Annotated in this window: 11 protein-coding genes and 1 pseudogene; 7 read left to right on the forward strand and 5 right to left on the reverse strand. The window is 63.0% G+C overall.

Translation table 11 applies throughout. The features are described 5' to 3' along the window. From APH30_RS07110 to pcaR, 4 genes are all read right to left on the reverse strand, one after another. Positions 1–1,014 (reverse strand): MFS family transporter (locus APH30_RS07110; RefSeq protein ID WP_054912069.1); only part of this gene is annotated, 1,014 nt, incomplete at its 3' end. Between the two features lie 201 nt (positions 1,015–1,215). Continuing rightward, positions 1,216–2,421 (reverse strand): 3-oxoadipyl-CoA thiolase, encoded by a 1,206-nt coding sequence (gene pcaF, locus APH30_RS07115; protein WP_175442624.1) that lies wholly within the window; start codon positions 2,419–2,421, stop codon positions 1,216–1,218. A 261-nt stretch (positions 2,422–2,682) separates the two neighbouring features. Beyond that, complete coding sequence (locus tag APH30_RS07120; protein ID WP_054912070.1) at positions 2,683–4,029, reverse strand: MFS transporter; 1,347 nt, start codon at positions 4,027–4,029, stop codon at positions 2,683–2,685. Between the two features lie 340 nt (positions 4,030–4,369). Then, positions 4,370–5,245, reverse strand: a complete 876-nt coding sequence (pcaR, locus tag APH30_RS07125; RefSeq protein WP_009685624.1) for a pca regulon transcriptional regulator PcaR — start codon at positions 5,243–5,245, stop codon at positions 4,370–4,372. Between the two features lie 474 nt (positions 5,246–5,719). Between pcaR and APH30_RS07130 the strand changes: the two genes are divergently transcribed. Then, on the forward strand, positions 5,720–5,920 hold the full coding sequence (locus APH30_RS07130; protein WP_009685625.1) for a hypothetical protein: 201 nt from the start codon (positions 5,720–5,722) through the stop codon (positions 5,918–5,920). 308 nt (positions 5,921–6,228) lie between these two features. After that, positions 6,229–7,701 (forward strand): inorganic phosphate transporter, encoded by a 1,473-nt coding sequence (locus APH30_RS07135; RefSeq protein WP_009685626.1) that lies wholly within the window; start codon positions 6,229–6,231, stop codon positions 7,699–7,701. A 287-nt stretch (positions 7,702–7,988) separates the two neighbouring features. Here APH30_RS07135 and APH30_RS07140 read toward each other — a convergent pair whose 3' ends face one another. After that, the gene (locus tag APH30_RS07140) at positions 7,989–9,464 is read right to left on the reverse strand and encodes a helicase HerA-like domain-containing protein (RefSeq protein ID WP_054912071.1); all 1,476 of its coding nucleotides are present in this window, start codon (positions 9,462–9,464) and stop codon (positions 7,989–7,991) included. Between the two features lie 169 nt (positions 9,465–9,633). Here APH30_RS07140 and APH30_RS29855 point away from each other — a divergent pair. The 5 genes and pseudogenes from APH30_RS29855 to APH30_RS07160 all read left to right on the forward strand — a co-directional run. Further along, a pseudogene (locus APH30_RS29855) lies at positions 9,634–10,650 on the forward strand (cache domain-containing protein); the annotation flags it as partial. Between the two features lie 93 nt (positions 10,651–10,743). Further along, positions 10,744–11,508, forward strand: coding sequence for a methyl-accepting chemotaxis protein (locus APH30_RS29860; protein WP_371262796.1), 765 nt, complete (start codon positions 10,744–10,746; stop codon positions 11,506–11,508). 159 nt (positions 11,509–11,667) lie between these two features. Continuing rightward, positions 11,668–12,789: a glycosyltransferase family 1 protein gene (locus APH30_RS07150; RefSeq protein ID WP_029887350.1), complete on the forward strand. Its 1,122-nt coding sequence runs from the start codon at positions 11,668–11,670 to the stop codon at positions 12,787–12,789. Further along, positions 12,782–13,546, forward strand: a complete 765-nt coding sequence (locus APH30_RS07155) for a DUF2334 domain-containing protein (protein WP_054912073.1) — start codon at positions 12,782–12,784, stop codon at positions 13,544–13,546. The genes APH30_RS07150 and APH30_RS07155 overlap by 8 nt, the downstream gene beginning before the upstream one ends. Beyond that, on the forward strand, positions 13,543–14,535 hold the full coding sequence (locus tag APH30_RS07160; RefSeq protein WP_054912074.1) for a lysylphosphatidylglycerol synthase transmembrane domain-containing protein: 993 nt from the start codon (positions 13,543–13,545) through the stop codon (positions 14,533–14,535). The genes APH30_RS07155 and APH30_RS07160 overlap by 4 nt, the downstream gene beginning before the upstream one ends. The last annotated feature ends 209 nt before the right edge of the window (positions 14,536–14,744 follow it).

The following is a 14,744-nucleotide window of genomic DNA, read 5'->3' on the forward strand; positions in this document are numbered from 1 at the left end:
GATCAGCACGAAGGCCATGAACGGGCTGGTCACGGTTTTCAACGCCATCAGCAGCGGCACGGTGAACAGCGTTCCCAACGCGCCGAACAGCAGCATGGAATTGCGTCGCCCAATACGGTCGGACAGCATGCCGAAGAACGGCTGCAGCACCATGAACAGGAACAGCGCAGCCGTCATCACATAACTGGCGTTCTTCGCCGTCATGCCAGCGGTATTCACCAGGTACTTCTGCATGTAGGTGGTGAAGGTGTAGAAAATCAGCGACCCACCTGCGGTGTAGCCCAGCACGGTGATGAAGGCTGCAGCGTGGTTGCTGAACAAGCCTTTGATGGTGCCGGCATCCTTGTCCTGACGGGTCTCGGCGCTGCTGGTTTCGTGCAGCGAGCGGCGCAGCATCAACGAGATCAGTGCTGCAATGGCCCCGACCACGAACGGAATGCGCCAGCCCCAGGCACGCAGCTCATCCTCGGTCAGCAGCTGCTGCAGGATCACTACCACCAGCACGGCCAAAAGCTGGCCGCCGATCAGCGTCACGTACTGGAACGAGGCAAAGAAGCCGCGCTGGCCGCGCAGGGCCACCTCACTCATGTACGTGGCGGTGGTGCCGTACTCGCCACCCACCGACAGGCCCTGGATCAGGCGCGCCAGCAACAGCAGCGCCGGGGCCCAGGTGCCAATGCTGGCATAGGTGGGCAGGCAGGCGATCATCAGCGAGCCGAAGCACATCATCAGCACCGAGATCATCAGCGAGTTCTTGCGGCCATGGCGGTCAGCGAGGCGGCCGAAGATCCAGCCACCAATCGGGCGCATCAAGAAGCCTGCGGCGAATACCCCCGCGGTGTTCAGCAACTGCACCGTGGGGTCGTCGGAGGGGAAGAACGCCGGGGCGAAGTAGATCGCGCAGAAGGCATAGACGTAAAAGTCGAACCATTCCACCAGGTTGCCCGAAGAGGCACCAACGATAGCGAAGATGCGCTTGCTGCGCTCTTCACCGGTGTAATAGGTTGAGGTCATGGTGAGATTACTCCTGAAGGGTCCCAGGTTATTCTAGACATACCTGGTAACACCTCGTTCCGCCTTGAGGCTGGCAATTGGCCTTGAGTCGAAGGTGCCGGCCCCTTCGCGGGGCAAGCCTGCTGCCACAGTTTGCCGTTGTGCAGTGGGCAACGACCATGCTGTAACACCCCGCTTGCCCCACGAAGGGGCCAGGACAGGTCAAACCCGTTCGATGGCCAGCGCCAAGCCTTGGCCGACGCCCACGCACATGGTCGCCAGGCCTTTACGGCCACCGCTTTTCTCCAGTTGATGCAGCGCCGTCAGCACCAGGCGAGCACCGCTCATGCCCAGCGGGTGGCCCAGCGCGATCGCGCCGCCATTGGGGTTCACCTGCGGCGCATCATCGGCCACGCCCAGCTCACGCAGCACTGCCAGGCCTTGGCTGGCGAACGCTTCATTGAGCTCGATCACATCGAAATCATTCACCGCCACACCCAGGCGCTCGGTCAGCTTACGCACTGCCGGGACCGGGCCAATGCCCATCACCCGTGGCGCAACGCCACCGCTGGCCATGCCCAGAACGCGGGCACGCGGGGTAAGGCCATGCTTCTTCACCGCTTCAGCGGAGGCCAGGATCAGTGCTGCCGCACCATCGTTGACGCCCGAAGCGTTGCCGGCGGTGACGGTCTTGTCCGGGCCGTTGACCGGCTTGAGCTTGGTCAACGCTTCCAGGGTGGTCTCCGGGCGCAGGTGTTCATCACGCTCGACGATCACTTCACCCTTCTTGTGGGCGATGCGCACCGGCACGATTTCTTCGGCAAAAAAGCCGGCTGCCTGCGCTGCAGCGGCCTTTTGCTGGCTGCGCAAGGCGAAAGCATCCTGGTCGGCGCGCGACACCTGATAATCGTCGGCCACGTTGTCGGCGGTTTCCGGCATGGAGTCCACGCCGTACTGGCTCTTCATCAGCGGGTTGATGAAGCGCCAGCCGATGGTCGTGTCTTCCAGCTTCATGTTGCGCGAATAGCCGCTTTCGGCCTTGCCCATGACGAACGGGGCCCGCGACATCGATTCCACACCCCCGGCGATGGCCAGCTCCATTTCCCCGCTGGCAATGGCGCGGAAAGCAGTGCCAATGGCATCCATGCCCGAGGCACACAGGCGGTTAAGGGTGACGCCCGGAATGCTTTCGGGCAGGCCGGCCAGCAGCAGCGCCATGCGCGCCACGTTGCGGTTGTCTTCACCTGCCTGGTTAGCGCACCCGAAAAACACCTCGTCAACCTGGTCCCATTGCACACCGGGGTTGCGCTCGATCAGCGCCTTCAGTGGCACGGCGGCCAGGTCGTCGGCACGCACACCGGCCAGGGCGCCGCCAAAGCGGCCAATCGGGGTACGGATGGCGTCACAGATGAATACGTCTCGCATCAGGCTTCTCCTGCCGGCTGGCCATGGGCCGCGGCGGTACGGGCATCAAGGTCACGCGGGGTGGCAGCTTGATTTCGGTGGGTTCGGTGGTGGTCTGCACGTGGCATTGGAGGCTCCTGGTCAGGGTGCTTCAGTAAGCTCAGATTAAGGAGGCCGGTGGGTAGCTTACAATCCGATAATCGACTATTCGTGCGATTATCGAACTATTTGTTGCCTTACTACCCACCTTCGTACAGCGCCTGGCCGGCAAGGGCGGCCTCGCTATCAGGTGGCGTCGGCGTGGCTCACCAGCCCTTTCACCACCACCCCGACGGTAGCCAGCGCCGCCGGCACCAGCAGCGCCGTGAGCACCTGCTCGAAGCTCCAGCCCAGGCCCAACAGGGTCGCGCCGCTCCAGGCCCCGAGAATCGCGCCGAAGCGGCCGATGCCCAGCATCCACGATACCCCGGTCGCCCGGCCTTGGGTCGGGTAGAAGCGCGCCGCCAGCGACGGCATGGCCGACTGGGCGCCGTTCACGCACATACCAGCCACCAGCACCAGCGTAGCCAGCAAGGTGATATTGCCCAGGCTCTGCCCTACGGCGTAGGCGAATACCCCGGCCAGCAAGTAGAAAATGCCAATCACCTTGTGCGGGTTGAAGCGGTCCATGGCCCAACCCACACCGACCGCACTCAGCACGCCACCAAACTGGAACAAGGCACCGATAAAGGCCGCCTGCTCCATGCTCGCGCCACTGTCACGCATCAGGGTCGGCAGCCAGCTGGTCAGCAGATAGACGATCACCAGGCCCATGAAATAAGTCAGCCACAGCAGTACGGTACCCAGGCCGTAGGTGCCAGAGAAAATCACCGAGAACACGTTGCGGGCGGCCACTGCCTTCTGTTCCGGCACGCTGAAGCTCGCCGCCTCGGCCACCACCTGTGGGGCGATCGGCGACAAGGTCTTGCGCACCCTGTCAGTGCCACGGTTACGCACCACCAGGAAGCGCGCCGACTCCGGCAGCCAGACCATCAGCACCACGGCCAGCAGCAACGGCAGCACGCCACCGACTACGAGCAGGCTGTGCCAGCCATAGGCCGGGATCATTTTCGCGGAAATGAAGCCACCGCCGGCCATACCCAGGTTGAAGCCGCAGAACATGCTGGTGACCAGCAGCGACTTGAGCCGCTCTGGGGTGTACTCCGACAGCAGCGTGGTGGCGTTGGGCATACCCGCCCCCAGGCCAAGGCCGGTCAGGAAGCGCAGCACCAGCAGCTGGTCGACGTTGGTGGCATAGGCCGAGGCCAGGCTGAAGCCACCGAATACCAGTACCGCACCCACCAGCACGCCCTTGCGGCCAAAGCGGTCGGCCAGCGGCCCCGAGCCCAGGGCGCCGAAGACCATGCCGATCAACGCGGCACTCATCACCGGGCCCAGGCTGGCACGGTCAATGCCCCATTCCTGCGACAGGGCCGGGGCGATGAAGCCCATGGCGGCCGTGTCCAGGCCATCGAGGAAGACGATCAGAAAACACAGCAGCACGACCCGCCACTGATAGCGGGACAACGGTTGCTGATTGATGAACGACTGGACGTCAAGGCTTGCGCCGACGTTGGTTTGCGCTTGGTTCATTGTTGTTATCCAGAATAGGGGGCACAGCCAGGCCATTGCACTCGGCTAGCCGGTACAGGTGGGCAACGCTAGGGAAAATGGCCTGGGTCAGCCTGGATACAACGAAACTGCATGCGGGTGCGAGCGCAGCAGCCTAGGGACAGTATGCATGGTATGTGCCTCATGTTTTTCTTGTTCGGTCGGCACAGCCGACCGTTGCGAGAGACATTAATCAGCGGGCGCAGGTGACGCAATTCGCCGCGAGCGACACTGTGCGTTTATCGCACAGGAAACCGTTTTGCCTGTTCAAAAAACCGCTGGCGCCCGCCCCGCAGGTTGCTGAGCGCCCCCCCTTGCGCGCTCAACCAAACAGCTGGTGGCACAGGTCCCGGCTGGCAGCCAGCAGGATCGGCAAGAAGCGCTGCTCCAGTTCGCTGCGCGTGACCCGCCCGACGTGGGTACTTACGTTCAAGGCTGCCAGCACCTGCCCGGAAGCGTCGTACACCGGCACGGCAATCGAGCGCAGCCCCTGCTCCAGTTCCTGGTCCACCACACACCAGCCTTGGGCGCGGACCTGCTGAATACAGGCGAACAACGATTCGGCATCATGCAAGGTACGGCTGGTGCGCGCCTTGAGGTCGGCCCGCTCCAGGTATTCGCGCAGGCTGGTGTCATCCAGCGCCGCCAGCAGAATGCGCCCCATCGACGTGCAGTAGGCGGGCAGGCGCCCGCCCACCGACAAATCGACCGAAATCAGGCGCTCGACCGTGGCCGAACGGGCTATATAAAGGATGTCGTCACCTTCGAGGGTGGCCATGTTGGCCGCCTCGTGCAACTGGTCGCTGATGCGGTCCAGGTACGGCTGGGCCGAAATCGCCAATGGCGTGGATGACAGGTAGGCATGCCCCAGGGTCAGCACTTTGGGTAGCAGCGAGTAGGTGCGCCCGTCGGTGGTGGCATAGCCCAGCTTGATCAGCGTGTGCAGGCAACGGCGCACGGCGGCCCGGGGTATTTCGGTACGGTGGCTGATCTGGGCGATGGTGAGGTGGCGCTTGCGCTCCTGGAAAGCCTGGATCACCGCCAGGCCACGGGCCAGGGATGTCATGAAGTCCGGGTCGCCGGTGAAAGCCTGGATGCGCTTGGCCGGCGAGGCCACGATCGGCGGCGCCATGGCCGCCAACACAGGCCGTGCCGCCTCTGGGCTGGCAGAAGCGTTGTCCACCGTTTCGTCACTCATCACACACCTCAAAAAAAACGCCGGTTCGTGCGATTATCGAACAAACGGCCGATAATCGCAATTGACCGCTGACACTTTTGCTTATACCTTTCTCCTGCCACATGTGGCTTCTTTGGAGAGACTGGTCAGGTACCCACCGTAGAAGTCCCCAGGCAACGGCCTCGCCTTTCGGCGGGGCCGTTTTTCATTCCCGCCTCGTCAGCTTGTTGCCCGAACTTTTATCCGGCATGCCTTTCAAACTTGTAAGAAAGGCCCAACTTGTTTATCCGCACATGCCATAACTTGCGTCGGATGATGGCGGTGCAGGTTAAATAACGATGTCCGACAAATTATCGGTTGCTATAATCGGCACCACAGTCGTGACGCAATTGTGCCCACGGAACCTTCCGTGGAACCAAGCCGTTGCGGCCGGAACAGGGCGCACAAGCCCATAACGCGTTACCCCCGTGATTACACTTAATTCAGGTACTGCATGTGACGAAAGATGAACTGCGCGCAGAACTCGAGCGCCAGGCTGAACGTTACAAGGATGTCTACGGCGGCGAAGTCACCACCTATGCCGCACAAACGGAACCGGAGCGCAAACCCTGGCGCAAACGCGCCAGCCTGCGCGACCAGGCTTTCAGCCAGGAACTGGAACGCATGGAAAAGGAACTACGCAGCGAGAACCCCTGACCCGGGTCAATGCAGCGCTGTGTTCGCCCGGCTCGGCCGGGCGTGTTGGTCTTATTACCCAAGCTAAGTGAAATGGATTTTCACAAATTTCAAACGACCGTTTTAATTAGCGCCAAAGCTGGACCTTTACGTTTTTGACCTGCTTTTCGCAGCAATTAGCCGATTTAAGCTGAACTTGCCCTGTAATCAAGGGCCGCTCGCAGGGCAGCTTTGGCGCTTTTGGCCGTGCCAACGGCCTGCTGGAGGTGCATCGATTGCCAATGTTTTCTGGCATAATCCCGCCCCCCTATGACCGCCAGACAACCTTCATGATCGATTTATTCAGCGGACTGGATGCCTGGGTATTGGTGAGCCTGCTGCTCGCCTTGACCTTCGTACTCGCCTTCGAGTTCATCAATGGCTTTCATGACACCGCAAACGCGGTAGCTACCGTCATCTATACCAAAGCCATGCCTCCCCACCTCGCCGTGTTCTTCTCCGGCGTGTTCAACTTCTTCGGCGTACTGCTGGGCGGTGTCGGGGTGGCCTACGCCATCGTGCACCTGCTGCCGGTAGAGTTGCTGATCAATGTGAACACCGGGCACGGCCTAGCCATGGTCTTCTCCCTGCTGGCCGCGGCCATCACCTGGAACCTCGGCACCTGGTACTTCGGTATTCCCGCTTCCAGCTCGCACACGCTGATCGGCTCTATTCTGGGTGTAGGTCTGGCCAATGCCCTGATCAACGACATCCCGCTGGGAGACGGCGTTAACTGGCAGAAAGCCATCGACATAGCCATGTCGCTGGTGGTCTCGCCAATGGCCGGCTTCGCCGTGGCTGCCCTGGTGCTGCTCGGCCTGAAGTGGTGGCGCCCGCTGTCGAAGATGCACAAGACCCCCGAACAGCGCCGTAAACTCGACGACAAGAAGCACCCGCCCTTCTGGAACCGCCTGGTCCTGGTGGTTTCTGCCATGGGCGTGAGCTTCGTGCACGGTTCCAACGACGGCCAGAAAGGCATTGGCCTGATCATGCTGGTGCTGATCGGTATCGTTCCGGCCAAGTTCGTGCTCGACCTGAACAGCACCACCTATCAGATCGAGCGTACCCGCGACGCCACCCTGCACATGAGCCAGTTCTACGAGCGCAACGCCGCCACCCTGGGCGAGTTCCTGGCCCTGGGCAAGGCCAAGGCCAGCGACCTGCCGGAACAGTTCAGTTGCAACCCGCAGCAGACCGAGCCGACCATCGCCGCACTGCAGACCTCGTTGCAAGGCGTGACCGACTATCACAGCCTGGCTGCCGAGAAGCGCGTTGAAGTACGCCGCTACCTGCTGTGCCTGGACGACACCGCGAAGAAGGTTGGCAAGCTGCCTGGCCTGGAAGCCCGCGAAAAGGCCGACCTGGAAAAACTGCGCAAAGACCTTACCGCCACCACTGAATACGCCCCGTTCTGGGTGATCGTGGCCGTTGCCCTGGCCTTGGGCCTGGGCACCATGGTGGGCTGGAAGCGTGTGGTGCTGACCGTTGGCGAGAAGATCGGCAAGCAGGGCATGACCTATGCCCAGGGCATGTCGGCACAGATCACCGCGGCCTGTGCCATCGGCATGGCCAACGTGTTCGCCTTGCCGGTGTCGACCACGCATGTGCTGTCGTCCGGCGTGGCCGGCACCATGGTCGCCAACAAAAGCGGCCTGCAAGGTGGCACCGTCAAAACCATCCTGATGGCTTGGGTTCTGACCCTGCCAGCCTCGATGGGCCTGGCGGCCGGCTTGTTCTGGCTGGCGTCCAAGGCCATTGGCTGAGTGACACCGCAATAGACAAAGGCGCCCACGGGGCTAATGCCTGTCAGTTAAGGGTTACTGGGGCTGCTATGCAGCCCTTCGCGGGCACGCCCGCTCCTACACGCTTGGCGCTGAACTCAAGAAATGCGCTATCCCCTGTGGGAGCGGGCGTGCCCGCGAAGGGTCGCAAAGCGACCCCAACTACTCAACTGACTGGCATCAACCCCGGGGCGCCTTTTTCATATCGGCAGCTGGGCCCACAGGCAGTGCGCAAGGCCCAGGCTCGATACGGCCCAGGTGGCAGCCAACTATTTTTTCTTGCCCCCCAACAACGACCCCATCAACCCCCGCACCAGCTGCCGCCCCAACTGGTTGGCTGCCTGGCGCACCGCCGATTTGATCGCCTGCCCCGCCGCACTCTGCAAGAACTCACCGGCCTTGTCGGCAAAGCTCTGTTCATCCGCCTTCGGTTGCGGCGCCGGCTCCACGGCTTCACCTTTGCGCTGGGTCAGCATTTCATAGGCCGACTCACGGTCCACCGGCTTGTCATAGCGCCCAGCCAGCGGCGAAGCAGCAATCAGCGCACCGCGCTCCGCAGCACTCAACGGCCCGATCCGCGATTGCGGCGGTGCCACCAACACGCGCTGGACCATGGCCGGGGTGCCCTTCTCTTCAAGCGCCCCCAGTAGCGCTTCGCCAATGCCCAGTTCGGTGAGCACGCTCAAGGTGTCGAACGCCGGGTTGGGGCGGAAGCCATCGGCTACCGCCCGCAATGCCTTCTGCTCCTTCGCCGTGAATGCCCGCAAGCCATGCTGAATGCGCAAGCCCAACTGGGCCAGCACCGCATCCGGCAAGTCACCCGGCGACTGGGTGACGAAGAACACGCCCACACCTTTGGACCGGATCAGCCGTACCACCTGCTCCAGGCGCTCCTGCAGCGCCTTGGGCGTGCCGTTGAACAACAGATGCGCCTCGTCGAAGAACAACGCCAGCAGCGGTTTTTCGGCATCGCCGCGCTCGGGCAGTTGCTCGAACAATTCGGCCAGCAGCCACAACAGGAAGGTGGCGTAGACCTTGGGGGCTTCATGCACCAAGCGGCTGGCATCAAGCAGGTGGATCCGGCCGCGGCCATCGGGGTCCGGGCGCAGCAAGTCTTCCAGTTGCAACGCCGGCTCGCCGAACAGCGCCTCGGCCCCCTGTTGCTCGAGGGTTGCCAGCCGGCGTAACAAGGCCTGGGTCGAGGCGGTGGTCATCAGCGCGCTATCTTCACCCAGCAATTGCGGGTTGTCTTTCAGGTGGGCAAGCAGCGCCTTGAGGTCTTTCAGGTCGAGCAGCAACAGGCCTTCACGGTCGGCCACCTTGAACGCTGCGTACAACGCCGCCTGCTGGCTGTCGGTCAGTTCCAGCAAGTTGCCCAGCAGCAGCGGCCCCATTTCACTGAGGGTCGTGCGCAGCGGGTGACCGGACTGCCCCGCGATGTCCCACAACGTCACCGGGTAGGCCCGTGGCGTATGCCCAAGCCACGGCATGCCGGCGATGCGCTCGGCCACCTTGCCCTGCGGTGCACCGGCGGCGCCCAGGCCACACAAGTCACCTTTCACGTCGGCGGCAAACACCGCGACCCCGGCGTCACTGAACACTTCCGCCAGGCGTTGCAAGGTGACGGTCTTGCCTGTACCGGTAGCGCCTGCCACCAGGCCGTGGCGGTTGGCCAGGCGCATGGCTTGCCCGAGCGGCTGGCCATCCGGGCCCGATCCCACAACTATGGTCGAAGTTTCCGACATCTCTTTAATCCCCTGCTCAAGCTTTAACTGAAACCGGCCGATACCTTCGGGTGATATTCGCCTTAGAAGAGAGGAACAACCGAAAAGGGATTTTTCCGGATATTGCACAGCCTTGCGGCCTCACTCGTGCGAACGCCCTGATTAAAACCTTAGCGGAACCGATTACGCCATGAATAAAAGCCTGCGTTTCAGCCACAAGATACTGTTGGCCGCCTCACTGATCGTCATACTCGCCTTCAGCCTTTTCACCCTTTACAACGATTACCTGCAGCGTAATGCCATCCGCGAGGACCTGGAAAACTACCTGGCTGAAATGGGTACTTCCACGTCCACCAACATCCGCAACCTGTTCGACGGGCGTATCAAACTGGTGGAAAACCTGGCGCAGAACATTGCCCAGAACCCGGCCAACGCTGAAACATTCATGGGCCAGCGCGCACTGCTCTCCAGCTTCCTGACCGTTTACCTGGGCAAGATCGACGGCGGCTTCAGTGTTCGTCCGGACGCGAAGATGCCCGACGGCTACGATCCTCGCACCCGGCCCTGGTACAAGGATGGCATGAATGCCAGCGGGGCCATGTTGACTGAACCGTACATCGACATGACCACCAACAAGATGGTCATCGGCATCCTCAGCAAGGTCTCCAGCAGCGTGGGTGTGGTCGGTGGCGACCTGGCGCTGGACGGTCTGGTGCAAATCATCAACTCGCTGGACTTTGGTGGTATGGGCTATGCCTTCCTGGTCAATGACCAGGGCAAGATCCTGGTACACCCGGACCAGGCCCTGGTGATGAAGTCGCTGTCAGACCTGTTCCCGCAACACACACCCAAACTGAGCAACGAACTGACCGAAGTGCAAAGCGACGGCCAGGCACGTTTGCTGACCTTCACCCCGATCACCGGCCTGCCCTCGGCCAATTGGTACATCGGCCTGTCGGTGGACAAGGCCAAGGCCTTCTCGATGCTGAGCACCTTCCGCACCTCGGCGGTGGTTGCCACGGTCGTCGCCGTGGTCATCATCATCGCCTTGCTCGGCTTGCTGATTCGCGTACTGATGCAGCCGTTGCACACCATGACCCGCGCCATGGAAGACATCGCCGAAGGTGAGGGCGACCTGACCAAGCGCCTGCGCATCCATAACCACGATGAATTTGGCATTCTCGGCAACGCCTTCAACCGCTTCGTCGAGCGTATTCACAGCAGCATCCGCGAAGTGTCCTCGGCCACCGAGCAAGTCAACGAAGTGGCGCTGCGGGTGATCAGCGCCTCGAACTCATCAATGACCAACTCCGATGAGCAGGCCAACCGCACCAACAGCGTGGCCGCGGCCATCAACGAACTGGGTGCCGCGGCCCAGGAAATCGCCGGCAACGCTGCCCAGGCCTCGCAGCACGCCAGCTCCGCAAGGCTGCTGGCCGAAGAAGGCCAACAGGTGGTCGAGCGCAACATTGCGGCGATGAACCGGCTCTCGGACCTGATCGTCACCTCCAGCGAACACATCGAGACCCTCAACAGCAAAACCGTGAACATCGGCCAGATTCTGGAAGTGATTACCAGTATCTCCCAGCAGACCAACCTGCTGGCCTTGAACGCCGCCATCGAAGCGGCCCGCGCCGGTGAAGCCGGGCGTGGTTTCGCCGTGGTGGCCGATGAGGTACGCAACCTGGCCCACCGCACCCAGGAATCGGCGCAACAGGTGCAGGCCATGATCGAAGAACTGCAGGTGGGTGCCCGCGCATCGGTCGAAACCATGGATCAGAGCCAGCGCCACAGCAACGACAGCATGCAGATCGCCAACCAGGCCGGCGAACGGCTGGACAGCGTGACCGTGCGCATTGGCGAAATCGATGGCATGAACCAGTCGGTGGCCACCGCCACCGAGGAGCAGACTGCCGTGGTCGAAGCCATCAACATGGATATCAACGAGATCAACATGCTCAACCAGGAAGGTGTGGAGAACCTGCAGGCGACCCTGCGTGCGTGCTCCGACCTGGAGCAGCAGGCCGGGCGCCTGAAGCACCTGGTGGGCAGTTTCCGGATCTAGTCCCACGCGCCCCAGGGGAGCAGGTACACCCCCTCCCCTGGGGCAGCTTGCCGCGCAACCCCGATCGAACAAACTATCCTTCTGAAAGGTCAACCTTTAGGCGTGTCATCGCCGCCAACCAAGCGCCAGATGACAGACCCGAAAGACGATCCCGGAGGGATGCTGATCGTGCACATCGCCGACATCACCATGTTCTACGCCCCCGCCAGCGGTGGCGTACGAACTTATCTTGATGCCAAACATCACCGCCTCGACGCCATCCAGGGCGTACGCCATAGCCTGTTGATTCCTGGTGCCAGCGCCCACAATGCCGACGGCATCTACCAAGTACCGGCACTGCCGCTGCCTTTTGGCAAAGGCTACCGCTTCCCGGTACGCCTGGCCCCGTGGTGCAAGACCCTGCGTTCGCTCAAGCCGGACCTGATCGAGGTCGGCGACCCGTACCTGACTGCCTGGGCGGCGCTGGAGGCCCGGCGCCAGCTGGACGTGCCGGTAATCGGCTTCTACCACTCCGACCTGCCGCTGCTGGTCAGCAACCGCATGGGCAACTGGTTCACGCCCAATGTCGAGGCCTATGTCAGCAAGCTATATGGGAATTTCGACCGGGTGCTGGCCCCCAGCCGGGTCATGGCCGACAAACTGCGCCGCCTGGGCGTGCGCGATGTACACGTACAGCCGCTGGGCGTGGACTTGGCCACGTTCCACCCGTCCAAACGCGACGCCAATGTGCGTGCCGAGCTGGGTATCGCCGATACCACCCGCCTGCTGATCTACGCCGGGCGTGGCTCCCGGGAAAAGAACCTGCCGGTGTTGCTGGCCTGCATGCAGCAGCTGGGCCACCCCTACCACCTGCTGTTGGTGGGCTCCGGCATGCCCGCCAATGTGCCGGACAACGTCAGTGTCATCGGCCAGTTCTGCCCGCCAGAGGAGGTCGCCCGGCTGATGGCCAGCGCCGACCTGCTGGTGCATGCCGGCGACCAGGAAACCTTCGGCCTGGTCATTCTCGAAGCCATGGCCAGTGCAACGCCGGTGGTCGCCGTGCGCGCGGGTGCCTTCGGCGAAATCGTCAATGACCAGTGCGGCCGCCTGTGTACAGCCAACGATGCCCAGGCCATGGCCACAGCCGTGCGCGAGGCATTCGAGGCAGGTGTGCGCAAGCTGGGCGCGCAGGCGCGCCGCCACGTCGAGCAACACTACTCATGGGACAACGTGGTCGCGGGCCTGCTGCAGCACTACCAGGCCGTGCTCGGCCATCAGCCGCTGGTGCGCGCCCATGCTTGAGTCACGCCCCGCACCGCGCAGCCTGATGCTGGTACTGCATGATGTCGCGCCTGAAACATGGCCCGACTACCAACCTTTCGTGGAGGCTGTGGATGCTATCGGCGGTGTGCCCATGACTTGGCTGGTGGTTCCGGACTTTCACCAGCGCAACCCGCTGTTGCGCTCACCGGCGTTCTGCCGCCTGCTTGAACGGCGCCTGGCCGAGGGCGACGAACTGGCGCTGCATGGCTACTACCATGCCGACAGCGGCCCGCCGCCGCGCACGCCAGGCGACTTCTTCATGCGCCGTATCTATACCCACGAAGGCGAGTTCTATGGCCTTGATCAACAGCAGGCCCTGCAGCGCCTGGAACAGGGCCTGGCCGTGTTCGCCCAACAGCAATGGCCAGTGGCAGGTTTCGTGGCGCCAGCCTGGTTGATGAGCGAAGGCACCCGCCAGGCGCTGCGCCAGCTGCCTTTGCGCTACACCAGCACACCGCAGCACCTGTACCGCTTGCCCGAGTTCACCCCGATCAAGGCGCCAGGGCTGGTGTGGAGCGCCCGCAGTGCCTGGCGCCGGGGGCTTTCGCGGGCCCTGTGCGACTGGCAGTGCAGACGGTGGCAGAACGCCGAAACCCTGCGCCTGGGCCTGCACCCGGTGGACATGCGCCATCGTAGCTCCCGCGAGTACTGGCTCAATACCCTGCGCACCTTGATGGCCCAAGGTCGCGAACCCCTCACCAAGTCCGCCTGGCTGGACCGCCAGGTCAGCGCATGAGCCGTCTGGCCTGGCTAGGCCTGGCACTTGTCGCAGCAATGCTGGTGCCAGCCCTGCTTGGCGGCAGTGACCTGCTGCCCCGGTTGCAAGGGTTCGATCCTGGCCTGTTGCTGACCCTGCTGGGCATGATCCTGCTGTGCTGGGTGATCAACGCCATGCGCCTGCGCCTGTTGCTGGGCCAGCAAGGCGCAAGGCTTGGGCACCTGCGCAGCCTGGGCGTGGTGATGGCCACCGAGTTCGCCATCTGCACCACCCCCGGCGGCAGTGGTGGCCCGTTGACCCTGATGGCGCTGCTGGCACGCGAGCGCATCGGCCCGGCGCGCAGTGGCGCCGTGTTCGCCATGGACCAATTGAACGACCTGCTGTTCTTTTTCTGCGCGATGCTGGCGATTGCGGGCTACGCATTGTTTCACAGCCTGGGCCACAGCCAGCAGAGCATGTTGCTGGGCAGTGCGTTGCTGCTGTGCAGTGCGCTGGTTGGGGTGATCGGCTTGCTGCGCTACCGCCGCGCGCTCATGCGCCTCAACGGCAGGCTGCTGCAACGCCTGGGCGTGGCCGCACCGCGCAAGCGCCGCTGGGCCCGCAAACTGCTGCACTTCATCGCCGCACTGGCGCAGACCTGGCAGTTGCCCAAGCGCACGCTGGCGCTGGTGTTCACCCTCACCTGCATCCACTGGGGGCTGCGCTACAGCGTGTTGTACCTGGTATTGCGCGGGTTGGGCGGGGAGCTGGCATGGATCCCCAGCTTTCTGGTGCAGATGCTGTCGCTCAGTGCCGGGCAATTCAGCCTGCTACCGGGCGGGGCAGGTGCGGCCGAGCTGACGTCTGCAAGCTTGCTGACGCCGCTGGTGGGCAGCTCCACCGCCGCCGCGGCGATCCTCATCTGGCGGGCAGTCACTTATTACTTTTACCTGCTGGCAGGCGGGCCGGTGTTCGTGTGCCTGCTGGCGCGTCCGTTGCTGACGCGCTGGCGGCGCCAGGCGGGTTGAGCCGCTGCCACAGTTCGGCGGCGCCGGGGAAATCGGTGCCGTCGGTGTCGGCCAGCGCTTGCGGGTCATAGCGCGCCAGGCAGCCTTCACCCACGGTGGGCGGGGCCGTGGCGGTGGGTTGGTTGCGCCGTTTGGCCATTGGTATGTTCCTCAAGCGTAGCGATAGGGCTGCCGGGCAGCCCCAAAGGCTTGCAGGCAACCCAACGGTA

Source organism: Pseudomonas sp. NBRC 111127, from assembly GCF_001320345.1.
GTDB classification, from domain to species: domain Bacteria; phylum Pseudomonadota; class Gammaproteobacteria; order Pseudomonadales; family Pseudomonadaceae; genus Aquipseudomonas; species Aquipseudomonas juntendi.